The 26,292-nt window shown below is 51.1% G+C and carries 23 protein-coding genes and 1 riboswitch; of the genes, 17 read left to right on the top strand and 6 right to left on the bottom strand.

Features of this window, described 5'->3' with window-relative positions; translation table 11 throughout:
• Positions 1-145: 145 nt before the first annotated feature.
• Positions 146-2,044, top strand: coding sequence for a putative bifunctional diguanylate cyclase/phosphodiesterase (locus HFP08_RS18575; RefSeq protein ID WP_240941564.1), 1,899 nt, complete (start codon positions 146-148; stop codon positions 2,042-2,044).
• A 65-nt stretch (positions 2,045-2,109) separates the two neighbouring features.
• Here the strand turns inward: HFP08_RS18575 and HFP08_RS18570 are convergent, their stop codons facing one another.
• Complete coding sequence (locus tag HFP08_RS18570; RefSeq protein ID WP_168122102.1) at positions 2,110-2,664, bottom strand: hypothetical protein; 555 nt, start codon at positions 2,662-2,664, stop codon at positions 2,110-2,112.
• 163 nt (positions 2,665-2,827) lie between these two features.
• Here HFP08_RS18570 and HFP08_RS18565 point away from each other — a divergent pair, with 163 nt between their 5' ends.
• Positions 2,828-3,133, top strand: coding sequence for a YunC family protein (locus tag HFP08_RS18565; protein WP_168122101.1), 306 nt, complete (start codon positions 2,828-2,830; stop codon positions 3,131-3,133).
• A 92-nt stretch (positions 3,134-3,225) separates the two neighbouring features.
• Here HFP08_RS18565 and mtnA read toward each other — a convergent pair whose 3' ends face one another.
• Together mtnA and mtnK are read right to left on the bottom strand one after the other, a co-directional pair.
• Positions 3,226-4,281, bottom strand: coding sequence for an S-methyl-5-thioribose-1-phosphate isomerase (mtnA, locus tag HFP08_RS18560; RefSeq protein WP_168122100.1), 1,056 nt, complete (start codon positions 4,279-4,281; stop codon positions 3,226-3,228).
• A gap of 26 nt (positions 4,282-4,307) precedes the next feature.
• Positions 4,308-5,528: an S-methyl-5-thioribose kinase gene (gene mtnK, locus HFP08_RS18555; protein ID WP_168122099.1), complete on the bottom strand. Its 1,221-nt coding sequence runs from the start codon at positions 5,526-5,528 to the stop codon at positions 4,308-4,310.
• Between the two features lie 165 nt (positions 5,529-5,693).
• On the opposite strand from mtnK, the gene HFP08_RS18550 reads away from it, so the two are divergent.
• The 6 genes from HFP08_RS18550 to sufB all read left to right on the top strand — a co-directional run bounded on the left by HFP08_RS18550 (position 5,694) and on the right by sufB (position 11,536).
• Positions 5,694-6,287 carry a DUF1802 family protein gene (locus tag HFP08_RS18550; RefSeq protein ID WP_240941563.1) on the top strand — a complete coding sequence of 198 codons (594 nt, stop codon included), beginning with the start codon at positions 5,694-5,696 and terminating at the stop codon, positions 6,285-6,287.
• An 86-nt stretch (positions 6,288-6,373) separates the two neighbouring features.
• Complete coding sequence (sufC, locus tag HFP08_RS18545; protein ID WP_168122098.1) at positions 6,374-7,153, top strand: Fe-S cluster assembly ATPase SufC; 780 nt, start codon at positions 6,374-6,376, stop codon at positions 7,151-7,153.
• Positions 7,154-7,174: 21 nt separating this feature from the next.
• Complete coding sequence (sufD, locus tag HFP08_RS18540) at positions 7,175-8,482, top strand: Fe-S cluster assembly protein SufD (RefSeq protein ID WP_168122097.1); 1,308 nt, start codon at positions 7,175-7,177, stop codon at positions 8,480-8,482.
• Entirely contained in the window at positions 8,479-9,705 is a 1,227-nt protein-coding gene (locus HFP08_RS18535) for a cysteine desulfurase (RefSeq protein WP_168122096.1), read from the top strand. The genes sufD and HFP08_RS18535 overlap by 4 nt, the downstream gene beginning before the upstream one ends.
• Positions 9,692-10,123 carry a Fe-S cluster assembly sulfur transfer protein SufU gene (sufU, locus tag HFP08_RS18530; protein WP_168122095.1) on the top strand — a complete coding sequence of 144 codons (432 nt, stop codon included), beginning with the start codon at positions 9,692-9,694 and terminating at the stop codon, positions 10,121-10,123. The genes HFP08_RS18535 and sufU overlap by 14 nt, the downstream gene beginning before the upstream one ends.
• Positions 10,124-10,138: 15 nt before the next feature.
• Positions 10,139-11,536, top strand: a complete 1,398-nt coding sequence (gene sufB, locus HFP08_RS18525) for a Fe-S cluster assembly protein SufB (RefSeq protein WP_168122094.1) — start codon at positions 10,139-10,141, stop codon at positions 11,534-11,536.
• 91 nt (positions 11,537-11,627) lie between these two features.
• On the opposite strand, the gene HFP08_RS18520 is transcribed toward sufB, so the two are convergent.
• Both HFP08_RS18520 and HFP08_RS29530 read right to left on the bottom strand, forming a co-directional pair.
• The gene (locus HFP08_RS18520) at positions 11,628-12,701 is read right to left on the bottom strand and encodes an HD-GYP domain-containing protein (protein ID WP_168122093.1); all 1,074 of its coding nucleotides are present in this window, start codon (positions 12,699-12,701) and stop codon (positions 11,628-11,630) included.
• A gap of 242 nt (positions 12,702-12,943) precedes the next feature.
• The gene (locus HFP08_RS29530; protein ID WP_168122092.1) at positions 12,944-13,687 is read right to left on the bottom strand and encodes a molybdenum cofactor biosynthesis protein; all 744 of its coding nucleotides are present in this window, start codon (positions 13,685-13,687) and stop codon (positions 12,944-12,946) included.
• A 180-nt stretch (positions 13,688-13,867) separates the two neighbouring features.
• Between HFP08_RS29530 and moaA the strand changes: the two genes are divergently transcribed.
• The 7 genes from moaA to HFP08_RS18480 all read left to right on the top strand — a co-directional run bounded on the left by moaA (position 13,868) and on the right by HFP08_RS18480 (position 22,876).
• A complete protein-coding gene (gene moaA / locus HFP08_RS18510; protein ID WP_168122091.1) occupies positions 13,868-14,881 on the top strand; it encodes a GTP 3',8-cyclase MoaA in 1,014 nt (337 codons plus the stop codon).
• Between the two features lie 51 nt (positions 14,882-14,932).
• The gene (locus HFP08_RS18505; RefSeq protein ID WP_168122090.1) at positions 14,933-16,384 is read left to right on the top strand and encodes a bifunctional metallophosphatase/5'-nucleotidase; all 1,452 of its coding nucleotides are present in this window, start codon (positions 14,933-14,935) and stop codon (positions 16,382-16,384) included.
• A 141-nt stretch (positions 16,385-16,525) separates the two neighbouring features.
• Positions 16,526-17,644, top strand: a complete 1,119-nt coding sequence (locus tag HFP08_RS18500) for an HD-GYP domain-containing protein (protein WP_168122089.1) — start codon at positions 16,526-16,528, stop codon at positions 17,642-17,644.
• Positions 17,645-17,766: 122 nt separating this feature from the next.
• Positions 17,767-18,888, top strand: coding sequence for a radical SAM/CxCxxxxC motif protein YfkAB (gene yfkAB, locus HFP08_RS18495; RefSeq protein WP_168122088.1), 1,122 nt, complete (start codon positions 17,767-17,769; stop codon positions 18,886-18,888).
• Between the two features lie 26 nt (positions 18,889-18,914).
• Positions 18,915-19,946 (top strand): sporulation integral membrane protein YtvI, encoded by a 1,032-nt coding sequence (gene ytvI / locus HFP08_RS18490; protein WP_168122087.1) that lies wholly within the window; start codon positions 18,915-18,917, stop codon positions 19,944-19,946.
• Positions 19,947-20,019: 73 nt separating this feature from the next.
• A riboswitch (TPP riboswitch) is annotated at positions 20,020-20,122 on the top strand.
• Between the two features lie 158 nt (positions 20,123-20,280).
• The gene (gene thiC / locus HFP08_RS18485; RefSeq protein ID WP_168122165.1) at positions 20,281-22,053 is read left to right on the top strand and encodes a phosphomethylpyrimidine synthase ThiC; all 1,773 of its coding nucleotides are present in this window, start codon (positions 20,281-20,283) and stop codon (positions 22,051-22,053) included.
• A 91-nt stretch (positions 22,054-22,144) separates the two neighbouring features.
• Positions 22,145-22,876, top strand: coding sequence for a GT-D fold domain-containing glycosyltransferase (locus HFP08_RS18480; RefSeq protein WP_168122086.1), 732 nt, complete (start codon positions 22,145-22,147; stop codon positions 22,874-22,876).
• A 57-nt stretch (positions 22,877-22,933) separates the two neighbouring features.
• Here HFP08_RS18480 and HFP08_RS18475 read toward each other — a convergent pair whose 3' ends face one another.
• The gene (locus tag HFP08_RS18475; RefSeq protein WP_168122085.1) at positions 22,934-23,917 is read right to left on the bottom strand and encodes a ketoacyl-ACP synthase III; all 984 of its coding nucleotides are present in this window, start codon (positions 23,915-23,917) and stop codon (positions 22,934-22,936) included.
• Between the two features lie 173 nt (positions 23,918-24,090).
• Here HFP08_RS18475 and HFP08_RS18470 point away from each other — a divergent pair, with 173 nt between their 5' ends.
• Both HFP08_RS18470 and HFP08_RS18465 read left to right on the top strand, forming a co-directional pair.
• On the top strand, positions 24,091-24,774 hold the full coding sequence (locus tag HFP08_RS18470; RefSeq protein ID WP_168122084.1) for a YhcN/YlaJ family sporulation lipoprotein: 684 nt from the start codon (positions 24,091-24,093) through the stop codon (positions 24,772-24,774).
• Between the two features lie 185 nt (positions 24,775-24,959).
• On the top strand, positions 24,960-26,285 hold the full coding sequence (locus HFP08_RS18465; protein ID WP_240941562.1) for a nucleotide sugar dehydrogenase: 1,326 nt from the start codon (positions 24,960-24,962) through the stop codon (positions 26,283-26,285).
• Positions 26,286-26,292: the final 7 nt, after the last annotated feature.

Genomic DNA, 26,292 nt, shown 5'->3' with positions numbered 1-26,292 from the left:
GGAATTCGAGCGTATTCGACAAAGAACGAGCGATTTCATATGATTTTCCCGTGATTTTAGCAAATATTTCTATGCCAAACCGTCTAGTTCGTATATAATAGACCTAGATTTCACTTGACTCGAAACAGAGGAAGGAAGTTTGTGTGTGGGGAAAGAGATGGATACATCGACGGAAACGCGAAAACAGCGGTTTATGCCGTTGTCCTTAAGAGAGCCTTGGCAAATTAACATTTTGCTGCTGGCTTTAGCATTTGCCTGGATCATAGTTTCTTTTGTATTCATTTCGAATGAGATGTATAGATGGAGTTCTCTTACGGTTGCCATCTGTTTGGCAGGCGCGGCTTTTGTTTTGTATGCTCGGCAATATCCATTCGCGAGCTTTCGCAAATATCATTCCGCAATCGTTAACACGCTTATGCAATCGGAGGCCGTTCCGCTTGCGGTGCTCGACGGCAATGGCATTCTGCTGGAGATGAACGAAGCCTGCAGCCGCATGCTGGGCTATCAACGAGACAATTTGCTCGGCTCGCCGATTATGCAGTTAATAGATCCAGCCAGCAGGCATTTGCTCGATGAAGCGATCGAGCAATCGAGGAACGGCGATACGATGCAGAGCAATATTACGATCGCGCATCGCTCCGGCTTCCCGCTTGAGCTGCAAATTGTGTGCGCGCCGATGAGTCAGGATGACGAGGTAATCGGAACGCTGCTTATCTGCCATGATCTCAGCGACCGCAAGCGTAACGTGGAACGAATACGCTACATGGCGTATTATGACGACATGACCGGGTTGCCTAATCGCACTTTGTTCCAAATGAAGCTGACCGAAAGCTTGTCTCGCGCCAAGGAGGACGAGGAGCTTATCGGTATTTGCTATCTCGATCTTGATCGATTCAAGCTTGTCAATGCGTCTTTCGGAAGAGAATTCGGCGATATGCTGCTGATGCAAGTTGCCGAGCGATTGAACAGGGGACTCGCCGAGCAAGATTATGTGGCAAGAATGGAAGGTGACGAATTCGCCCTGTTGCTGAATTCCATCGAAACGCAAGAGGATCTATTGGATAAATCGAAACAAATTCTAAAGTCGATTGAGGAACCGTACGAGTTGAAGGGGTTCCCCCTGCATATTACGGCCAGCATTGGACTTGTTACGAATATGAATATACAGGATGACGGGTATACCTTGTTCAAGAAGGCGGACATGGCTCTTGTCAAAGCGAAGGAAAGCGGCAAGAATGATTGTCTCCTCTATGATGATTCTTGGAGCAATTCATCCTTTGAGCGACTGAAGCTCCAGCACGAGATGTACCGCGCGATACAGCGCAGCGAATTCGTGCTTCATTATCAACCGCAATACGATTTGGTGAACGGCAGCATGGTGGGCGTTGAGGCGTTGGTGCGATGGATGCATCCGGTAAGAGGACTGCTTACGCCGGGCGATTTCATCCCTCTTGCCGAAGAAAGCGGCATGATTGTGCAAATTGGGGACTGGGTGCTTCTCGAGGCTTGCCGGCAAAATAAAGAATGGCAGGATGCGGGCTTCAAGCCAATGCCTGTCTCGGTTAATCTGTCCATTCGCCAATTTCTTCAGCATGATCTTGCCAGCCGAGTTTCCGAAGTGCTTGAACTCACCGGATTGGAGCCGCAATATCTGGATTTGGAAATTACGGAATCGATGACGATCGATGTTGGCCATATTTCCCGTTGTTTGTTGTCCATTACCGATTTGGGCGTAGGCATATCCGTCGATGATTTCGGAACGGGATACAGTTCCTTTCATTATTTGAAGAATTTCCCGATCGATCGGCTTAAGATTGATCGCTCCTTCGTGCGCGACATCCAGCAGGACCCGAACGACGCCGAGATTGTGGCGGCGATTATCGCTATGGCTCATAATTTGAACATACAAGTGATTGCGGAAGGTGTGGAGAACGAGGAGCAGATGAACTTCCTGCGCAGGCATCATTGCGACGAAATGCAAGGCTTCTTCTGGAGCCCGCCGGTGCCGAGCGACAGCATTGAACAAATTTTAAAAGCAGGCTGAAACATAGATAGAGAAAAGCTGTTTCAAGGACGCGATTCATCGCGGCCTTGAAACAGCTTTTTGCGTTAGAGGACAAAATCTTCGATTTCATTCAATCGGAATGTATAAACCTGCTTCTCGTCCACATGATATACCGTAATGAGCTGATCATTGTCATCGATGTTGATGATGCGGCACGGGATATTCATCTTCACGCCAAACCCTCTATTAACAATAAGTCGAATCAGCGAATTGTTCTTCATAAACGTTCGGATAGGGTCAAGGCTCTGGCTATCCCCTTGAGCTTTCGGCTCTTCAGGCGCCTTCGGTTCAGACATTGGCTTGGGGGGAGACGCGGTCTTTGTCTCAATCTTTGTTAAATGCTCTGTTGCGGCATCCTTCTCTATAGAAATGGGAACGGATTCATGCACTTCCGCGGCGTACAAGGCTCTCTCGATCTTCTCGCCTAGCTGAATGCCCGATGTGATGCGATAATCGGAAAAATCGTTGCTGTTTAGCTGATGAATCAGTTGCTCCAAGGCGGAAGTATGATGCTTCTCTTCTATTAATATTTCCACTTGAAACAAAAACGAAGAAGTGGATTTCGATTCTGGTTGAACCGGTTCATGGTGCTTGGTCATGAGCTTGCCTCCGTACATGCAGGATGAATCTAATATACCATTAATCGTACTATACACAAAGACCCATAATTGTGTAATTCCACACTGCGCGCGAAATATTTGCATATACTGTTCTTGCATACGTCGCTATGTTACCACGAGCCCGAAGGAGGTGGATGCGGTTATGTTGAGGATGGTGCCATTCGTGCTGGAAAGCGGGGAAACTGTTCTCGGAGTCGAAGTGAAATTGCCTAAAACAACGCTTTTATCGATATCAACGGACAAAGGCTATATTATGTGCGGCGCGCTCGACGTGTCGCTTCTTAATGAGATGCTTCGTGATCGGGAGATCATTGCAGGACGCGCGGTTGGGGTTCGTACTTTGGAGCAGTTGTTCGAGGCTCCGCTTGAATCTGTCACTCATACGGCTGAAGCCCTGGGCATTATGGTAGGCATGAAAGGCAGCGCTGCGCTCCAAAAGATGCTGTAATGCATGTCATAGCATGAAAGAGGCCCCGATTCAACTCGATTTCCGCAGGGGATAACCGCTGCTTATGAATGGACCGGGGCTTTCCGTTGCGATCAGGAGAACAGCTTGCGAAGATTTTCTTCGAATGGAGCTTCGATAATGCCTTTCTCGGTAATAATTGCGGTTACATATTCATGCGGCGTAATATCGAACGCCGGGTTGTATACTTTGATGTCCCGGGGCGCCGTACGTTTGCCGAAGCCTTCGGTAATTTCCTCGGCATTTCGCTCCTCGATCGGAATTTCGGCGCCCGTCGGCGTTTGCAAATCGATGGTCGAGAGCGGACAAGCCACGTAGAAGGGGATACCGTGCGCTTTCGCAAGGACGGCGACGCTGTAGGTTCCAATCTTGTTCGCGACATCGCCATTGGCGGCAACACGGTCCGTGCCGACGATAACGGCGTCGATCCAGCCCTTCGACATGACCATGCCAGCCATATTGTCGCATATCAAGGTAACGTCGACGCCGGCCTGCTGCAGCTCGAACGCCGTTAGACGGGCGCCTTGCAGAACGGGACGAGTCTCGTCGGCATAGATGCGGAGCGCAATCCCTTGCTCCAGCGCCAAGTAGAAGGGCGCAAGCGCCGTTCCGTACTTCGAGGTTGCCAGACCGCCGGCATTGCAATGCGTGAGCACTCCCATGTCGTTCTTCAGCAAGGACAAGGCATGCTCGCCGATTCTCCGATTCGTTTCCTCATCCTGCTGCTGGATAGCCGAAGCTTCCTTCGTCAGAGCAGACTTGCACTGATCAAGCGTCAATCCTTCGGCGGCCAACGTCTTGGCTGCCGCTTTCATGCGATCCAGCGCCCAGAATAGATTGACGGCTGTCGGCCTGGAGGTGGCGAGATAGGCGCATTGCTTCTTCACTGCTTCCAGCCAGTCGTTAATCGATTCCTCGTCGCGGCTGCCGAGAACAACGCCGTAAGCGGCAGCTATGCCGATCGCCGGCGCTCCGCGCACCTTCAGATGGCGGATGGCTTCCCACACATCCTCGGAGGTGGTTAATGGCAAGTAGGTAATTTCCTCGGGAAGCAGTCTTTGATCCAGCAAGTCCAATTTGTCCTCTTGCCAAATCAAGGGCTGCAGGCTTTTCGAGATTTCGTTCGTCATGATTGTCGCTCCTTATCTTGTACCCCTTATTCTTGCTGCGAAGCAGCGGCCGTCTCCACGATATCGATCAGTTCCTTAATGGAATCCGCCTCGCGGTTTCGCTTGATTAATTCGGTGCCTATCGCAAGGGCCAGAATTTGGGCGCGGTTGCGAGTCCGCTCGTCAGGAATGCGATCAATATCCGCAACATGGGCAAGTCCGACGATTCTGCGCACCATCTTGCACCCGGCGAAGCCGAATGTGTCTTGCAGAAGCTGCTTCATATAGTAGTCTTGGTAGCCGGAGGCTGTGTTCGCAAGCCGCTCAGCGCCTCTCTCGTTCCAAAGCTGCCTGAATTTCGATTCGAACAGCTGCCATACATCCTTAATGGTGGTCAGCAAATAGCTTTGGAACTCCCTTTGCGCTTCCGCATCATTGGCCCAATGCGCCTGCCCCGCGTAATTAAGCAGCAGATTGGCGATAACGGCGCCGATATCAAAGCCCATTGGACCGTAGAAGGCAAATTCAGGGTCGATAACTTTCGTGGACGTCGGCGTCGCGAATATGCTTCCCGTATGCAGATCCCCATGCAGCAACGCCTGCGCTTGAGTAAGGAATTTGTCGCGCAGGATCGCAACCTCCAGATGCAGTTGCTCATCCCTCCACAGCTCTCGGGCTGCGTCTGCGATGCCGGACTCGATATTATTGTTGGGAGAGTCGGTATAGGGATCGTCGAAGATGAGATCTTCGGTAATTTTGCATAATTCAGGATTTATGAACGCCTTCACCTGCAGCTTCTTCTCCTGTTGATTCATGCCGAGATCCGAAGTATGGAACAGCGTGTTCGCCATGAAGGTGGACACATGCTCGGCAAAAAGCGGGTAGCGGGTTCCGTCCATGAGACCTTGCCGCATAATGACATGATCGCTCAGATCCTCCATTATGGTAAGATACAGCTCTGGATCATAGCTGTATACTTGGGGCACCAGACCCGGAGCCAGCTTGCCTTCCAGCATTAATTTCTCGCTTTCGATTCTCGCTCTGTCGAGGGTGAGCGGCCAGGATTCGCCGACGACCTTCGCATAGGGAAGGGCTTGTTTCATAATTAAGCTCTTGCCGCTGATGCTATCCGTAATATGGAACACCAGATTCAAGTTTCCGTCACCGATTTCTTTGCATCTTAAATTCGCGTTCTCAGGAAAAAAATGATGAATCCCCTGCGCGATGTCAATCGCTTCTTGCTCGTTTAAGGGGTGATATGCGGACATATTCGTCAACCTCCGATTGTTATTTCATCAAAACCACTTGCCTCTTTGAACAACCTCTACTAGTATAATGGATATTATTTCGAGTTGGAATACCCGTCGGAGCAATCCCGATATTTCGGTAGCTCTTTTTTCACAGAATAGAATTCGAGGAATGGAGGAAGCGCAATGTTGGAATCAATGGAACGACAGCCCATCGCGCTTAAGGAATGGGCCGTGTCCGTGCAGGCGCTGCTTGAGGGAAGGCAGGCAATCGTGCTTCGGAAAGGAGGCATAAGGGAGGAAACGAGAGATTTCGAGGTTATTAGCCCGGACTTCTACCTCATGCCGGCGTACGAGCATCAGAAAAAGTCGCTGCTGAAGGACGAATATGCCGGCGAAATCGATCGAACATTGGAGGAATGGTCGCCGAATGCGGAGACGATCAAGCTTGAGGCGTACGCCGAGGTAGCCGATGATATCGAGATTTCGGACAATGAGACCTTGGACAGGCTTCGCGATATGCATATCTGGACGGACGGCTTTGCCGAGGAACGGTTGAAATGGAAAAAAACGAAGCCGCTGCATGTTCTCATTTTGCGAATCTACCGACTGAATGAAGCGATCTACGCCCCGATGCGTCCCGCTTATACCGGATGCAAGTCCTGGGCGAGGCTTGAGGATGCGCTTACATGTCCATCTATGACCCCGGTATTGTCCGAAGAGCGCTTTGAACGGGAGCGCGGCCGAATCAAGAACGCGATATCCCGCATTGATTTATAACGAAAACTATATTAAAATGATTATTGAGAATCACTGAGAATCAGCAATTCTATGAATGAAACCAACCTTGGAGGGATCAGTATAATATGGCGGCACATTTTGTCATCGAAGGCTTGAAAGCCAAGATTGAAGGAAAAGAAATATTGAAAGGCATCAACCTCGACATTAAAGGCGGGGAAATTCATGCGATCATGGGTCCTAACGGAACGGGCAAGAGTACGCTCGCATCCGCTCTGATGGGACATCCTAAATATGAGGTGACGGAAGGCAGCGCAACGCTTGACGGCGAGGATCTGCTCGAGATGGAAGTGGATGAGAGAGCTCGTGCGGGCTTGTTCCTCGCTATGCAATATCCAAGCGAAATTCCAGGCGTGACGAATTCCGATTTTCTTCGCAGCGCGATTAACGCAAGACGCGAGGAAGGCAGCGAAATTTCGCTGATCAAATTCATACGCCAAATGGAAGGCAAGATGAAAGAGCTCGAGATGAATCCGGAATTCGCGCACCGCTATTTGAACGAAGGCTTCTCCGGCGGGGAGAAGAAGCGTAATGAAATCCTGCAAATGATGCTGCTTGATCCGAAAATCGTTGTTCTTGACGAAATCGATTCCGGACTTGACATCGATGCATTGCGCATCGTCGCAAACGGCGTGAACGCCATGCGTTCCGAAGAGCGCGGCTTCCTGATTATTACGCATTACCAGCGTTTGCTTAACTATATTACACCTGACTTTGTTCACGTGATGATGCAAGGCCGCATCGTGAAATCCGGCGGCCCTGAGCTTGCCCAGCGTTTGGAGAACGAAGGCTATGATTGGGTGAAGGAAGAGCTTGGCATCGAAGATGAAACGGTCGGCCAGGTTTAATCGGAGAAGGGGGCATAACGAATGAGTACACAATTATCCACTCCGACCGATCGTCAGTCTGCGGAGAATCTTGCACGAAGCAAGGGCGAGCCCGATTGGTTGGTAGCCTTGCGCGGAGAGGCAGCCGAGCTGGCAGGCAGCTTGGCATGGCCGAAGCCGGAGAAGGTTCGCATTGAACGTTGGAATTTGACAGCGGTCGGCGAGTACAGCGCAGCTTCCGCTGCGGAGACGCTGACTGAATTGCCCGGTCACATCCAGGAGTTGATTGCGCAAGGCACGGAAAACTTGCTGATTCAACGCAATTCAGGCGCTGTCTGGCGTCAACTGTCGCCCGAGCTGGCGAGCAAAGGCGTCATATTCACGGATCTGGAGACGGCTTGCAAGGAGCATGGCGAGCTGGTACAGCAATATTTGTTCCAAGCGGTGAAGAAGGATGAAGACAAGCTTACCGCACTGAACGCTGCAATATGGAACGGCGGCGTATTCGTATACGTTCCGAAGAATGTCGAAGTTGAGCTGCCGCTTCAGGCCGTACTGTTCAATGATCAAGGCGAGGCGTCATTCGCTCCGCATATTCTGATCGTCGCGGATACCAATAGCCGGGTAACCTATGTGGATACGGTTGTTTCGAGCAAGTCGGAGGTGGAGGGCGCTTTCGTACATCCTTCGATTATTGAAGTGTTCGTGAATGCCGGCGCCGAAGTTCGCTTCGGATCCGTACATTCCATGGCGGAGTCGGGCGTGGACATGAGCTTGCGTCGCGCCGTTATCGGCAACGACGCTCGTATGGAATGGATCATCGGCGATTTGAACGACGGGCATACCTTGTCCGATACGAAATCGATTCTGAAGGGCCAGGGCTCCACTTCCGACGCGAAGGTGATCAGCGTAGGCAAGAACTCGCAGCAGATGAGCCTCACAACGCAGGCCGTTCACTTCGGCAAGAGCTCGGACAGCAACATGGTAACTCGCGCCGTGATGAAGGATTCAGCTTCGGCGATCATTAACGGTATTACGAAAATCGAGCATGGAGCGACCAAAGCAAACGGCGTTCAGACGGAGAAGGTTCTCATGCTCAGCTCGAAGGCCCGCGGAGACGCCAATCCGATTCTGTTGATCGACGAAGACGATGTAACGGCGGGACATGCGGCTAGCGTCGGCCAGGTGAATCCTGAGCAAGTCTACTACTTGATGTCTCGCGGCATATCAAAGCAGGACGCTGAACGATTAATTATCCACGGCTTTATTGCTCCGGTCGTATCGGAAATTCCAGTAGAGGCGGTACGAGAGCAGCTTCAGCGTTTGCTCGAGAGGAAGCTTGAGGGATGAATATACATGCGATTCGGGAACAATTTCTGATTCTGCATCAAGAGATAAACGGGCATAAGCTCGTTTATCTGGATAGCGCGGCATCTTCCCAGAAGCCGCGTTCTGTCATTGATGCGGTTAGTCGATATTATGAGCTTGATAACGCGAATGTGCATCGAGGCGTTCATACGCTGGGCTCCAGAGCGACCGACGCTTACGAAGGCGCAAGAGCGAAGGTTGCCGCGTTCCTGAATGCGGAGACGCCGGAGCAAATTGTTTTCACGCGAGGCACTACGACTGCGTTGAATTTGGTTGCTTCAAGCTATGCCAGGGAAGCATGCGGTCCCGGGGACGAGATCGTCATTACGCCGATGGAGCATCACAGCAATCTGATTCCTTGGCAGCAGGCCGCGAAAGCGACGGGAGCGACCTTGAAATATATTCCGCTGCAGTCCGATGGAAGTCTCTCTCTGGACGATGTCGAAGCGACCATAACGGAGCGCACAAAAGTCGTTTCTGTCGCCCATGTGTCTAATGTGCTTGGCGTCATAAATCCGATTAAGGAAATCGCCGAGATTGCACATCGAAATGGCGCGGTCATGGTCGTGGACGGAGCGCAGAGCACGCCGCATATGAAGGTGGATGTTCAACAGCTTGGCGTGGATTTCTTCGCTTTCTCCGGCCACAAGATGTGCGGACCTACGGGAATCGGCGCGTTATACGGCAAAGCGGAGCTGCTGAACCGAATGGAGCCGATTGAATTCGGCGGCGAGATGATTGATTTCGTCGAGCTGTACGATTCGACCTGGAAGGAGATTCCTTATCGGTTTGAGGGGGGCACGCCTCTGATTGCGGGAGCTGTCGGACTCGGCGCAGCTATCGATTTTCTCGAGAGCATCGGCATGGATGAGATTGAGAATCATGAGAAGCAATTGGCTGCATATGCTTACGATAAGCTTAAAGCTATTGACGGCATTGCGATATATGGACCCGAGACCAATCGCTCAGGTCTGATTACCTTCAATCTGGACGATGTGCATCCTCATGATGTCGCAACCGTCCTCGATTCCATGGGCGTTGCCGTTCGCGCGGGACATCATTGCTGCCAGCCGCTTATGCGGTGGCTGAATGTATCGGCAACGGCAAGGGCAAGCTTCTACCTATACAATACCGAAGAGGACATCGATCGTTTAGCCGATGCATTACTACAAACAAAGGAGTTCTTCGGCCATGCAATTGGATGATTTGTATCGTAGAGTCATAATGGATCATTATAAGAACCCGCGAAACCGCGGAACCTTGAATGAAGAATCGGTTACGATTAACTTGAATAACCCTACGTGCGGAGATCGCATCTCCTTGCAGCTGCAAGTTGTCGACGGCAAGGTGGAGGATGCCAAATTCACCGGGGAAGGCTGCTCGATCTCCATGAGCTCGGCCTCCATGATGACTGAGGCGGTAAAGGGACATTCCTTCGAAGAGGCGCTTGAAATGGCGGATAAATTCTCGCAATTGATGAAGGGCGAAGAAGTGGAATTCGATGAATTAGAGGATATTGAGGCCTTGTCAGGCGTCAATAAATTCCCGGCTCGGATCAAATGCGCGACTCTTGCCTGGAACGCGCTGCGCAAGGGTATTGGGGAAGAGAATCAAAAAAATTAAAGGAGAGTGGCTGACATGGCAAAATCGATGCCGGAAATGGAAGAGTACAAATATGGCTTTCGCGATGAGCATAAAGCGATATTCCAGTCAGGAAAAGGCCTGACGCCCGAGATTGTTCGCACAATCTCCCAAATGAAGAACGAGCCGGAGTGGATGCTGGACTTTCGTTTGAAATCCTTGGAGCAGTTTTACAAAATGGCTATGCCGCGTTGGGGCGGAAATCTGGATGATCTGGATTTTAACGACATTCAATATTATGTCAAGCCTTCTGAAGGCCAAGGGAAAACTTGGGAAGAGGTTCCGCAAGAAATTAAGGAAACCTTCGATAAACTCGGTATTCCGGAAGCGGAGCAGAAGTTCCTTGCGGGCGTGTCCGCGCAATATGAATCCGAGGTTGTCTATCACAGCATGCAAGAGGAGCTTGAGAAGCAAGGCGTTATCTTCACGGATACCGATACCGCGCTTCGCGAATATCCCGAGCTGATGAAGGAATATTTCGGCACGATCATTCCTCCGAGCGATAATAAGTTCGCGGCGCTTAACAGCGCGGTATGGTCTGGAGGCAGCTTCATCTATGTACCGAAGGGCGTTCAATGCGAGGTTCCGCTGCAAGCCTACTTCCGAATCAACTCGGAGAACATGGGTCAATTCGAACGCACCTTGATTATTGCGGACGAAGGAGCATCCGTTCATTATGTCGAGGGCTGTACGGCACCGATCTACAGCACGAACTCTTTGCACAGCGCTGTTGTTGAAATCTTGTGCAAGAAGGATTCGCGCGTTCGTTACACGACGATTCAGAACTGGGCTCCGAATATTTACAACCTGGTTACGAAGCGCGCCGTCGCGGATGAGAACGCGACAATGGAATGGGTAGACGGCAATATCGGATCCAAGCTGACGATGAAATATCCTGCGGTTGTGCTGCGCGGCCGCGGCGCGAAAGGCATGGTATTGTCGATTGCGGTTGCGGGCAAAGGACAGCATCAGGATGCCGGCGCGAAGATGACACATCTGGCTCCGGATACAAGCTCCACAATTGTATCGAAGTCGATCTCGAAGCATGGCGGCAAGGTGACTTATCGCGGACTTGCTTCCTTCGGCAGAAATTCGGATGGAGCCAAAGCTAACATCAAATGCGATACGCTCATCATGGATAATGAATCGACATCGGATACGATTCCTTACAATGAAATTCTTAACGACAACATTACGCTTGAGCATGAGGCTACCGTATCCAAGGTATCCGAGGATCAGCTGTTCTATCTCATGAGCCGCGGTCTTACCGAGGACGAAGCGACGCAAATGATTGTCATGGGCTTTATCGAACCGTTCACGAAGGAGCTCCCGATGGAGTACGCGGTAGAGATGAATCGTCTGATTAAATTCGAAATGGAAGGCAGCATCGGTTAAGAATGGTTGCCCCGTTCCAATTAGAAACGCGCATCCCGTTCAGGGATGCGCGTTTTCACAGGTTTCGGGAATCATTGCCGCCGTTAAGCCGCTATAGGTACACATGCTCGATTTCATAATGACGTTCCTGCGTTAGATCGACGAATCGATCGCCGATTTGAACGAGCGGACTGAAAAATTCAGTAGGATGAGTCATGATAATAATGCCGATCTCCTCTGTGTTAAGCCGAACGCGTTTGCCGATAAAATTAGGAATCATATGTTTGATGAACGTGTGAGTAGTGACAGGATCGATCTCATTGAAGCTCAATCGGTACAGCTCTCTGAGCACGAACAATAAATCCCGTTCCTTCTGATATACCCGAGCGGAAATCATGGCGCTGTAAATGTCAGCAACAGCAATGATTTTCGCAAGTGGATGAATTTCATCTCCGGTTATTCCCTCAGGATATCCGCCGCCATTCATTCGCTCATGATGCTGCAGCGCTGACATGGCAAGCTCCTCGTCTTGAAAGGAATCCATAATAATCTCATAGCCGTAGATCGTATGGCGTTTGACCTCTTCGAATTCCTCCGAATTTAATCTGCCCGGCTTGTTCAAGATGGAATCGTCAATTCGGCATTTGCCAATGTCATGCAAGAAGCCCGCTTTGCCGATATAGCTTGCTTCTTCCGTTGAATAATTAAGCCATGTAGCCAAATAATACGAAAGCATGCCAACTTGCACGGAATGCTGATAAGTATAGCTGTCTTGTGTGTTCATAAGCAGAATCATGGAGACGACATCGCGTTCCAGCTTTAGATTATCCAGGAGAGGCTGCATAACCTCGGTTACTGCTTCGCCATTAACTTTGCCGGTATTCAAAGCATCGGCAAAAAATCGTTCGAAGCTTTTGACAGCGTTCTCGTAAATCGGCTTGACTGTCGGGAGCCACTTCACATTGACGGTGGATTCCAAAGTTCGATTCGTTTGATTGTCGGCCGGAGCAGCGGATTCAGCCATTCTCGCCGTAATGTCAACGTATTCGATTTGATGCTGCAGCAGTCTGGATACCTCGCGACTGAACAGCTTCGTTCCTTTGGAAAGAACATGCAGTCCGTAATTATTAAAGATATCATGGCTTAGCTCGTCCCCGTCTATTAAATCCGAAACATGAATCCTCATAGAGACACCTCTAATAATTAATAAATGATATATGTTGTTAAGGCAAAGTGCTTATACTGTAGCTAATGATAGCAATGTATACTCGAATTGGCAATATGAGGATGCGACAGTTCCGACTATATACCTAATAATTCGGCATAAATCGACCTTGCTTTCACGTTGTCATCGGTCTCTTGAACGATAGCTCCCCCCGTCCTGTTATAAAACAAAGGTCATAGTATCGCTCATAACGGGATATGTATTTATTCTTGAATATGGCCAAGTGGATTCCATGAGCCAAGCTGATGTCCCTTCCATTCCGATCCGTCTTCCCATATCTCCTGCTTCCAGATGGGCACGATCTGCTTCAATCTCTCAATAGCATAGCGGCTTGCTTCATAGCATGCTGCCCGATGCGGGGAAGAGACGGCGATAACGACGCTTGTTTCCGCCAGCTCGACAATCCCGACTCGGTGGCTGATCGCGCATAATGCTCCTTCCCAGCGCGCGGCGATTTCATCTCCGATCTGCTTCATGGTTGCAATGGCCATGGGATCATAAGCTTCATAGCTCAGCTTGACGGTTCGTTTGCCCTCTGTGAATTCTCGAGTCGTTCCGACGAAAGCGAGCGAAGCTCCGTTCTCTTTCACAATAACTTTCGCCAACACTTCGTCCGCGATAATGGCATGAGGCGTTATGACGTATCTCTCAGGCTCTTGTTCTTTGGCAGCGGCTCTCTTGGACGGGGCTTCTTCGCCGCCCGATACAGGGGGCAGCATGGCAAGCTCGTCTTCGCTGGAGAGTGTCTCTTCGTCAGGCGCATAGGCATGATTTTGCGCCAGGAAGCAGATTTGCAGCAGGTTTGCATGCTCCGGATACTGCAGGATAATTGCGGACTTTAAGGCATTGGCGGTCATTTGCCCTGCTTCTGACTCTACTATGATTTGGCTGGTTCCGAGCCTTTCCGGGAGGCCGGCGAACAGCTTGATTTTCCATGTGTGCAGCATATGGGATCCCTCTCGCATTCTTTGTTTTGAACTGGTTATAGAATACCATAAATCCTTAATAAATGTTATGATATTAGCTATCGGAGGAAGTTCAAATCGTTCGTTTTTCAACATCGAGAAAATTGTGATCAAAAATGGATTTTTTGAGCATCAGCTAGAGAGGAAGGATGTGGCTGACCTATGCGAGAAGCTGTGCAAGCCCTGACGGACCGCTACGGACGCGTGCATGATTATTTGCGCATATCGGTTACGGATCAATGCAATCTGCGATGTTTATACTGCATGCCGGAGGAGGGCATGGAATTCGCCGAATCCGCATCTTTGCTTACCTACGACCAGATTGTCGAGGTGGTGGAGGCCGGCGCGCTGCTTGGCATCTCCAAGCTTAGAATTACGGGAGGAGAGCCGCTCATTAGACCGAGGCTTGATAAGCTGATTGCGCGTCTATCGGCGATTCCCGGCATCGATGATATCGCTCTGACAACGAACGGCATCTTCCTTGCGAAGCAAGCGAAAGCGCTGAAGGCGGCCGGGCTCAAACGCGTCAATATTAGCCTCGATACGCTTGATCCTGCCCGGTTTCGTTTTATCGCCCGGACGGGCGAGCTGCGCAAGGTAATGGAGGGCATACAAGCGGCGGCAGAGGCTGGATTCGCTCCGATCAAGCTGAATTGCGTGTTGCTGAAGGATGTTAATGAAGATGAAATCGCGCAGTTTTTGAAGCTTGCTTATGAGCAGCCTCTGCATGTGCGCTTTATTGAATATATGCCGATCGGCCATGCCGACGAGAATTGGAAGAAGCATTATTTGCCGCTTCGGCGAGTCCTGGATATCGCGAGGGATGAGGGTTACGCGATTTCCCGAAGAGAGAACGTGCATGGCAACGGACCTTCCGAGGATTGGTCGATTGCTGGAGGTCAAGGATCATTCGGACTTATCCACCCCATCAGCGATCATTTCTGCAAAAACTGCAACCGGCTTCGCCTTACCTCGGACGGAAGCATGAAGCCTTGTCTGTATTGGGTGGACGAGTTGAACGTGAAGGGGGCGCTCGGCGAGCCCGACAAGATGCGCAAGCTGTTCTTCAAGGCGATGGACATTAAGCCGGAAAACCATGAAATGGCGGCCAAGCTCGCAGACGAAGAGCAATCCCATGTGCCCACGGAGAGAAGAATGTCGCAGATCGGCGGTTGACGGACAGCGCCGCCGCTGCCCTATTGAAGCGATGAGGAGGCTTGTTATAGCTTGAGAAATTCAACAGACGATCATCTTGTGCTGTTTCATAGCAATGATATTCACAGCCGCCTCGAGAATGCCGCTCGCATATCTGCAATTATTAACGAGGAGAGGAATCGAATCGGGGAGGATCGCGTAATCGCCGTCGATTGCGGCGATCATATGGATCGGATGCGCATGGAGACGGAAGGCAGCGACGGCAAGGTGAATGTTGCGCTTCTGGAGGAGCTTCGCTATGACGCGATAACGCTGGGAAACAACGAAGGTTTGACTTATTCCCGGGATGTGCTGAACGCATTGTACGACGGCGAGCATGCATTCAAGGTGATCTGCGCCAATTTGTACGAAGAGAAGACAGGGCAACGTCCGACATGGATGCTGCCCTCCGCGGTTATAACCAGGAACGGTATTCGAATAGCGCTTATCGCGGCGACTGCCAATTTCGCCAATTTCTACCTTCAACTGGGCTGGAGGTCGACAGATCCCATCCACGCGATAAGCAAGCAACTGGGGCTTGTTAGAGATAAGGCGGATATCGTCATCGTCATGTCGCATCTCGGCATTCATTTCGACCGCAGAATGGCCGAAGAGCTGGATGGAATCGATCTCATTGTTGGCGGCCACACGCATCATTTGCTCGAGGAGCCCTTGTTCATAAAAGGCGCCATGCTGTGCGCAGCCGGTAAATTCGGCGATTATGTCGGCCGAGTTGTGATTGGGAGAGACGAGGCGACTGGCCAAATTGGCGTACTGAGCGCAGAAGTCATTCCTACCGGCGCATTCGAGCTTCGTTCCGAGGCCGATACCATTATCCGCAGATTCGCCTCTATTGCCGGCGAGCGCTTGGGCAGGAGGATTGCTTCTCTAGGCGTAGCGATGCCTTCGAGTCCCGATCGAGAGTCTCCGCTCAGCAATTTGTTGGCTGCGGGTCTCCGGGAGTGGATGGCGGCCGATATCGGCGTTGTGAACGCGGGACAACTGCTTGGAGGACTGCCGCAAGGAGAAGTAACCGCGGGCAAGCTGCATTCCTTATGCCCTTCTCCGATTAATCCTTGCTTGATGGAGCTGAGCGGAGCAAATCTGCGAACCGCTCTTGAGCAATCGCTGCTTGACGAATACAGAGGAAAGCCGATTAAGGGCTACGGCTTTCGGGGAGAGGTTCTGGGCATGCTCGCGGTAGACGGACTCAGCATAACCTATGATTCCGCTCGTCCCGCAATGGAGCGTATTGCATCCGTCAAGGTGAATGGCATTCCCCTCGACGACAGCAAGCTGTATGCGGTCGGATCGATTGACATGTTCAGCTTCAAGATCGGTTACGAATCTCTGGCATTGGCGCAAAGCTTTCATTTCTTCATGCCGGAATTCATCAGAGACGTGCTCGAAAGAGAGCTTGCGAATGAAGGAGCGATAACGGCCAGCTTCAAGTCGAGATGGCATAGCTTGAGCGAATTTGATTGAAAAAAAGCGATAATTGGCAGTTTATGTCGAATAATTAGGATAAAATGGTTGCGAAATTTCGTGTTTTCACGTAAATTAACATTACGGGCTGAAAGTTCCGATGAATAGAGTATCAGACACAGAAGGGGAATGGCCGAGAAGATGCGATTGCTACCGATTTCGCAATGTGTACCTGGCATGAAGCTTGCCAAAAAAATATATTCCGAAGATGGCATCGTCCTGCTCGGTGATCATATGGAGCTTACTTCGCGATTGATTCTTAGACTTGAACAATGCGGAATTCAGTATGTTTATGTCGAAGATGCCCGAACCGAGGATGTCGAACCTCCTTCATTGATCAGCGAAGAAACCTTTCGGGTGGCAATTAAGGAAATCCGTACAAATTTCCGCGAGATGATGGACCGGCCCAAGATTAAGAAAGGCGTTGCTTATCCTTATATCGCACAGCCGTTCAAGCAAATGATGAATCTGATCATTGACGATTTGTCCAATCATAAAGACGCTATGATCATGCTTATGGGCATGGGAACCGTGGATCATTATTTGTTCCAGCATTCACTCAATGTATGCGTGTATACAACCCTTCTTGGACTATCAAGCGGCTATTCTCGGGAAGAAGTCATGACGCTTGGAATGGGAGCCCTTCTCCATGATATCGGCAAGACCCAGATTCCGCATGCGGTGCTGAAGAAGCCGGGGAGATTGTCCAACGACGAATTCGCGGATATGAAGCGGCATGCGCAGCTTGGCTATGAGCTGCTGAAGAATGAACCGAATCTGCCTCTTCTCGTCGCGCATTGCGCTTTCCAGCATCATGAGAGATTGGACGGGAGCGGATATCCTCGCGGCATCAAGGGAGACGAGATTCACGATTATGCGAAGTGGATCGGACTCGTGGATTCCTACGACGCGATGACAACCAACCGCGTCTATCGCGCGCCGATGCTGCCTCATGACGCGATGGAGCGACTCTACGCCGGCACGGGCACCTTGTACGAGCAACGGATGCTTCAGCAATTCCGGGATCGCGTGGCGATCTATCCTATCGGCATTTCGGTGAAGCTGCACACGGGCGAGAGCGGCGTCGTGGTCGACTTGAACCACAGCTATCCGCATAGACCCATTGTTCGGGTGCTTCAGAACGAGGTTGACGAACCGCTTGCCGTCCCCTTCGAGATTGATCTCTCCAAACAATTGACAGTAATGATAACCGGCGTGAACGGCGAAGAACGGGACGCGGAGCTGGTTGCAGGCATATAGGAAGGGAGGAGCGATTTGCGGCCTCTCTTTTTTTTCGTGACAGGGTTTGCTTACTCCTCTCTCTCCCATTACAATATAGGAAGCGTGAAACGACAAAGATTATAAAGTCAGGTGCTGAATTCATGAACGCAATTAACCACATTCAAGCTTTGCATGCCGGGAGCGACCCATGGGATCCCATGCGGTCTCTGCAGAAATACAGGAGGCATCGCTTGACAAGCGTCGAAATGACGATTTCCAACTTATGCAATATGAGATGCGAGCATTGCGCGGTGGGAGACACGCTGGTGCTTCGCGAACCGGATAAGATCCCCCTGGAGCAGATGCTCCAAAGACTGGATGAGGTTCAGCATCTGGAGACAATCAGCATTACGGGCGGAGAGCCGACCTTCTCGGAACGAACCGTGAACGAATACATGGTTCCCCTTCTGCAATATGCAAGAAAACGCGGCGTTTATTCCCAGATCAATTCAAATGTCACCCTGCCTTACAGCCGTTATGAAGCGCTGGCTCCTTTTCTGGACGTTATGCATATCTCATTCAATTATTTGAACGCGGATGATTTTCACGCCATTGGGTTCGCGAAGGCGGGTCACTCCGTGCCCCGGCAAGCTGCGGTCAAGCTCTACGATCAGATGATTGGAAATGCCCGCAGACTTAGCGAAGCCGGCGTTCTTGTATCCGCAGAGTCGATGATCAATTATCGAACACATGATAAAATCGATGACATTCATCGCTTAATCGTCGAAATGGGCTGTACCAGGCATGAAGTGCATCCGATGTACCCTAGCTCCTTCGCCAAGGATTTGCCTATGATCACGAGGGAGCAGATGAGAACGGCGATCGAGCGCCTGCTCGACAATCGGGATCCTGGCGTCTGGATGCTGTTCGGAACCTTGCCGTTCTATCATTGCAGCGAAAATCCGCAGGAGCGGAGGCTGCTTCGGCGACTCGCGGCGGAGCCCAACGTGACCGTGCGCAACGATCCCGACGGCCGCAACCGCCTGAATGTGAATTTGTTCACGGGAGAGGTATTCGTAACAGATTTCTCCGACGTAGCCGCGTTCGGCAATATGAAGCATTCCAGGCTGGATGAATTGTTCGAGGGCTGGCTGGAGCATCCGCTTGCACAAAGCGTGAATTGCCACTGCGCAGAGGCTGCCTGCTGCGGTCCGAATTTGCTGGTGAAGGATATGTATTACAAGAACGTTAATTTCCATGAGAGAAAAGCTATACTCGACTAGTACATAAGAGAGAGAAGGAAGTTCCCATGTCGATACGATCGATCGTGTTGATCGCGGTCGGCCTGCTGCTGATCTACCTGATGTTCACGGCAGGCTCGCCCTTTCTGTTGGCTCTGATTGTCGCAATCTTCCTAGAGCCGCTTAATTCCTTGTTCATTCGGAGATTCCGCATGAATCGATTGGCTGCATCGGCTGTGTCGAGCGCCTTGTTCACGGTGTTGCTGCTAGGTTTGGTTGTCCTGCTTGGCATTAAAGTCGTTGCGGAGGTTATTGCATTCCTTGGCAATCTTCCTGATTATTTCGAGAATGCCAGCGATTTCATCGATAATCTTGTTCAAGATGCCAAAGGCACTTACGCCAATCTGCCTCCCGATACGATTAATACGCTGGAATCTTATCTGACCGATCTGACAAGCGCTTTAACGAAAATGGTTGGTTCGCTTTACAAGACCGTGCTTTCCTTCGCATCGGCGCTGCCGGGCATATTCATCTTCTTCATCGTGTTCCTGGTCGCGGTATTCATGTTCAGCTATTCCTTGAACACGATGAAGAATACGGTCCTGTCCTTCTTCGAGGAATCGTCTCGTCCTCAAGTGGATCAGGTGCTGGGCAATTTGCGGAAATCAATATTCGGATTTCTGCGTTCGCAAATCATTCTGAGCGCTATGACTTATGTACTATCGCTGATCGGTCTTCTTATTCTGCATATCAAATATCCGATGGCGATTGCATTGCTTATCATCGTAGTCGACGTGCTGCCGATTCTTGGAACCGGCTCCGTGCTTGTTCCGTGGGCGGGCTATCTCATATTGACTGGCGATGTATACACCGGAAGCGGGTTAATCGTTCTGTTTCTGGTCATTACGGTGTTCCGCAGAATCGTGGAGCCGAAGGTGCTGGGAGATTCGATCGGCATCGGGGCGCTGCCTGCGCTGATCTCGCTCTATGTGGGCTTCAAGCTTGTCGGCGTTATCGGCGTCTTCATCGGACCGCTTATCGTCATTATTTATATGGCGGCAAGGCAGGCAGGTCTTTTCCAAAACAAAATCAAGCTATAGAATGCGGCCTTTCCTGTAAAATCGAATGTCATTTGTTGACAGACTCCGGGCAATCGCGTTATAGTCTATCTAGGAAATCCGCTAGGGGCGCCGTAAGGCTGAGATAAAGCAATCGCTTTGGTCCCTTTGAACCTGATCTGGGTCATGCCAGCGTAGGAAAGCGGGACAAATGAAACGAACAGCGATTGTATTCGCCGTTATTTTTGGCGCTCCGACTCCAGCGATCTGCGACATTATTTTGCTGCATGGACGCCGAATGTCCTTTGCTTTTCATATTGAACTGCGTATGCCTCCAGATGGAATTCCATTATTCCAAACGGGAGGTTTTTTTGTGATGTCGACATGGACGAACGGGCTGCCGGGCAGCAGGAAGGTGTATGTAGAGGATGATGAACGGAAAATTCGCGTTCCAATGAGAGAGATCGCGCTGTCTCCAACGAAGTCAAACAGTGGGGAGGAATGCGAGAATCCGCCGATCAGATTGTATGATACAAGCGGTTTGTATACGGATGAGGAGGCGTCGGTCAATATCAATATTCGCGAAGGCTTGCCGAAGCTTCGGGAAGCGTGGATCAGGGAGCGAGGCGATGTGGAGGCTTATGCGGGCAGATCGATCAGGCCGGAGGATAACGGCTTCTCATCGATGGAGAATGCGGCAAGACTCGGCGTCGAGAAATTTCCGGTCGACGGGGATGAACCGCTGCGAGCGAAAGAGGGCCGCAATGTTACGCAGCTGCATTACGCGCGAAGAGGAATCATAACGCCGGAGATGGCCTTTATCGCCATTCGCGAAGGCCTGAGCGAGGCTTTTGTCATGGGGGAGGTTGCGTCGGGGCGGGCAATTATACCGTCGAATATCAATCACCCCGAAAGCGAGCCGATGATTATCGGCAGCGCCTTCCATGTGAAGATCAATGCCAATATCGGGAATTCGGCCGTGGCTTCCTCCGTCGACGAGGAGGTGGAGAAGATGGTATGGGCGACAAGATGGGGAGCCGATACCATCATGGACTTGTCCACGGGAAGGAATATCCATACGACGCGGGAATGGATTGTTCGGAATTCTCCTGTTCCCATCGGAACGGTTCCCATCTATCAGGCGTTGGAGAAGGTCAACGGCAATGCGGAGGAGCTGAGCTGGGAGGTGTTCCGCGACACCTTGATCGAGCAGGCGGAGCAAGGCGTCGATTATTTCACGATTCATGCCGGAGTCCTGCTTCGTTATATTCCGTTGACCGCGGCGAGGATGACCGGCATCGTGTCGAGAGGCGGGGCGATAATGGCGGCATGGTGCCTTGCGCATCATCGGGAAAATTTTCTTTATACGCATTTTGAAGAGATCTGCTCGATCATGAAGCAATATGATGTGGCGATCTCATTGGGCGACGGCTTAAGACCCGGCTCTATCGCGGACGCCAACGACGAAGCGCAGTTCGCGGAGCTGGAAACGCTCGGAGAGCTTACCCGCATAGCGTGGAAGCATGATGTTCAAGTGATGATCGAAGGGCCCGGGCATGTGCCGATGCATCTGATCAAGGAAAATATGGATCGGCAGATCGAGGCGTGCGGAGGAGCGCCTTTCTACACGCTTGGACCGCTCACAACCGATATTGCCCCCGGCTATGATCATATCACTTCGGCGATTGGAGCGGCGATGATCGGCTGGTTCGGCACGGCTATGCTGTGTTATGTGACGCCGAAGGAGCATCTGGGACTGCCGAATAAAGATGATGTGAAGGAAGGCGTGATTGCATACAAGATTGCCGCGCATGCGGCTGATCTGGCCAAGGGGCATCCCCGCGCGAAGCAGAGAGATGACGCATTGTCGAAGGCGAGATTCGATTTCCGATGGAAGGACCAATTCCATTTATCGCTCGATCCCCAGCGGGCGATAGCCTATCATGACGAGACGCTTCCTGCCGAAGCGGCGAAATCGGCGCATTTCTGCTCCATGTGCGGTCCAAAATTTTGCAGTATGAGAATTACTCAGGATATTCGCGAATATGCGGAGAAGAATAATCTGAATTCCGTTGAAGCCATTGAAGCCGGAATGAAAGAAAAGGCGGAGCTCTTCAAAAAATCGGGAGGTTCGATCTATACGTCATAGGGAAAAATAGGGAAAAACCCCAAGCCTCTGCGCGAAACCTTCATATACTGATCTAGTGAGAAGGATCTGAACCCGCGGAGGTGTGAAGAATATGATCGCCCATATTCCCAATGAAGATTTGCTGGACAAGGATGGAGTGGTCTCCAGGGTGAGAAATGCGCTGGCCTCGAATTCGCCGTTCTCTCTGGTACGAATCGGAGATGGAGAAAATTTCGTATTGTCGCAAGAATCGGTCTATACGATGGAGCAGACACTCGACACGCTTTGGGTGAAGGAAGCCAATAAGGGGCGGAAAGGAGTCAAGCTTCCGAATATTGAGCTGCGCGACCGCATAGTGACGGCAATTGCCGAAGCGAGTATTGTCGGCGTCCTTGCCCAGAACGATAAGGTAATCAGAGCTCATCCGAATCATAAAAGGGTGCTGACCAATCGGATATTCGACTATTTCCAGCTTCAGCCGAAGGAGCTTTGCAACGCGATTGTAAACCGCGAGCTCATCTATCATAAGCCCTTCTGGGAGATGCTCAAGGAGCAGGGAAGCCGCGTGCTGCTCATCTCCCGATGGTCAGGCAGCATGAGGCAGAGGCTCATCAGGCCTCCCTATGATCTGGAAGTGCCGCTTATTCTGAAATTCGAGCGTTACGAGATGATGGATGAAACATTGGAGAGCGTGGAGCAGAATCAGGATAAATTCGATATCGCTCTCGTTTCCTGCGGAGTCAATGCCGTCATCCTGGCGCATGAAATCGCGAAGCGAACAGGGAAAGCGGCGATTGATTTCGGCATTGGCGCCCAAATCATCTCATCCCTGCCGATCAAATAACGAAAATGAAAAGGGGCTGTCCCAAAAGTCATAAATGACAAGGGACAGCCTTTTATCTCAAAGAGACCACCTTAGAATAACGCCAGCTTGAGTCAAGCCTCCGCCGAAGCCGTAGAGGAGCAGCGTTTGCCCGGCAGCAACGCGATGATCCTTGACCCCCTCGTGAAGAGACAGCGGAATCGAAGCGGCAGATGTGTTGCCGTTCGTCCTGATCGTGGTCAGCACTTGCTCTTGACTGATTCCGGTTCTCTCGCATATCGCATCGATAATACGTCTGTTCGCGCTGTGCGGGAGGAACCAATCGATATGCTCAGGATCAAGACCGCCTCGGAGCAAAAGCTTGCGTACGCCTTCCGACACTTCGGACAAAGCCCAGCGGAACACTTCCTTCCCGTTCTGAACGAGATAATCGCTGCCGTTAACCTCTTGCCCCAAGATGGAAGTACCGATATTGTTCAAATAGAGATGATTCCCGCCTTTCCCATCAGTTTGGGAATAAGCGGCCATTAAATCGCCCTTCTCGTCAGAAATCGTCTCGAGCAGCACCGCGCCCGCGCCGTCTCCGAATAGAATGCAGGTCGTACGGTCGCTGTAATCCGTTATTTTAGACAAGGCATCGGCGCCTATTACCACTATTTTCTTATGGGAGCCGGACAATAACAAGCCGTTGGCAAGCTGCAGACCCGCCGCAAAGCCGGCGCAAGCCGCTTGAATATCCACGGCGCCGCATGATGGAATTCCGAATTGCGCCTGCACGCCAGCCGCCATGCTCGGGAAGATCGTATCCGGAGTCGAGGTTGCGACGATAATATAATCCACATCCTGCAGGTCGACGTCATAACGCTCGACCATGTCTTCGACGGCATGCCGAATCAAATCGCTTGTGAATTCGTTGTCCCCGGCAATGCGCCTCTCGGCAATGCCCGTGCGCGTCATTATCCATTCATCGCTGGTGTCGACAAGCTTCTCGAGATGGGCATTGGTCAAGACTCGCTGGGGCACATAGGAGCCGATTGCGGTAATTCTCGCTTGAGACTGCATGGCAGCACAACCTTCCTGTTGTATTATTCAAAATTAGTACCAAGTACTAATACCTAATGCTAATATAATGCAGCGATTTGAATTTGTCAATTGCCGCGCATACCATTGCGCATTGTTACGAACACTATTGCCATGGCGTACAACTTTGATTAGCAAGATCGGGAGGTTGGTTTATGCGACAATGGATACTGCTTGCCGCCGCCGGTTTGATTGCCGGTTCCATAGCGGGCGGCTGTGCAATGAATAATGACAAAGACAAAGTCAAACATAATTCAAGCTTGAATCAAATGGCGGACAGCTCGTTGCATGAAACGAATGTGAACGGCGTTGACAGAATCGAAAGCAATAATTGGCGAGGCTCCCATAAAAGCGCGACGATCAAGATGAGCATTGATGCGGGGGATGCAGTTGCGGCAATCGACGCGATCAAAACCGCATATGTGATGTTGTCGGATCGCAATGCGTATGTGGCCGTGTCGCTCGAGGATACGGGGCTCAAGCCGCACTCGAACGGCATAGCGCGATCGGATATCGGACGCATGAGAGGACTGTCGACGGGATATAACAAATTGACGACGGAGCTTCGCAGTCAAATCGAAGCGAAAGTCAAGGACGCGAAGCCGTCTGTGGAACATGTGTATATATCCGCAAGTCCCGAATTCGTAACCAGGCTTCATGCTTATTCCACGGAGATGCATCGCGGAGCGGATATCCAAAATTATTTGGCCGAATTCAACGCGATGGCGGAACGATTATTCCCCGCAGTTGCGGACGGAGACGAAGGCAAGGTACGGAATGACACCAACAATATTATTCAGGGCAACGCCAGAAGAATGGGCGGCAGAATGCTAGAATAAGCTTTATACCTTCAAAGGAAGGCCGGACAAGCGATGAGCTTGGCCGGCCTTTCATGCTTGATTGGAGACAATAGCCGTTTGCTGACGCTTCCGGCATATTCGTCCATTCCACGCGAGACGACTCGTCATATAGTATTCTAGCTGTTTTTTCTTATAAAGCTGGAAAGTAGGCGAGAGAAACCATCATGAACATGCAGCAATTTCTGGAAAGTGAATCAAACGAGCGTATTGTGGCCATTCTGGGCTTAGGCTATGTGGGCTTGCCTCTTGCGCTTCTGTTCGTGAGGAAGGGCTTCCGGGTTATCGGCATTGATCCGAACGCGGGCAAAATCGACGAGCTTCACAAAGGGCGCAGCTATATTCATGAAATTGGACATGAAGAGGTGAAAGCGGCTCTGCAGACGCTGCGCTTTCTTCCAACGAGCCAGCATAGCGCCATTCAAGCGGCTGAAGCCGTTATTATTTGCGTGCCTACTCCGCTTACCGCATACGGTACGCCCGATTTGAGCTATCTGACCGAAGTCGCCGCGCAAATCGGCGATCTCGTCAAGCCGGGACAGCTCATTGTGCTGGAGAGCTCTACTTATCCAGGAACGACGCGAGAGGTGCTGCAGCCGCTCCTGGAGAGGTCGGGACTGAAAGCGGGCCGAGACATCCATGTCGCCTATTCGCCAGAACGAGTGGATCCCGGCAATAAGCAGTTTCCGTTAGAGCGTATTCCCAAGATCGTAAGCGGAGCGACTCCAGTCTGTCTTGAACGGGTGACAGAGCTGTACTGCGAGGTGTTCCCCGAGATTCATCCCGTCACGACTACCGATGCGGCAGAGATGGCCAAAATTTTGGAAAACGCTTATCGGCTCGTCAATATATCCTTCGTCAACGAGCTTGCCGTCATATGCGATAAACTCGAACTTGATCTATGGGAGGTCATCGAAGCCGCGAACACGAAACCGTTCGGATTCAAAGCGTTCTACCCCGGCCCCGGCATCGGAGGACACTGCATTCCGGTGGATCCGTCCTATTTGCAATGGAAAATCAAGCAATTCGATATGAGTTCGGAATTCATCGGTATGTCGAGCGCGGTGAATCATAGAATGCCCATGTATATCGTGCAGCAGCTGAAGGCCGCGATTTCGCCAAAAGAGATGGCCGGCGCCAATATTCTGGTCTACGGGGCAGCCTACAAGCCGGACATCGCCGATTATCGGGAATCAGCGTCAATCGATTTGATCGAGCTTCTGAGACTCGAAGGCGTGAATGTCTATTATCATGATCCGTATATTCCGAAGCTTGCACTTAGGGACGCGACTTTAACTCACTCGGAGCTTTCCGAGCAGATGCTTCGCGGGATGGATGTCGTTGTTATCGCGACAAATCACAGCGCTATGCCCCTTGACATGCTTCTTCAGCATGCCTCGATTATCTACGATTCTCGCAATGTAACGAAAGGCAAGAATGGGAATGCCAAAGTCATTCGACTTGGAGCGGCGAACAGTCATGGGAAGAAATGAGCCGGAG

The sequence above is a fragment of the Paenibacillus sp. HB172176 genome, from assembly GCF_011947265.1.
GTDB lineage: Bacteria > Bacillota > Bacilli > Paenibacillales > Paenibacillaceae > Pristimantibacillus.
Note: the sequence above shows the minus strand (reverse complement) of the source record. Positions and strands in the feature narration are given on the sequence as shown.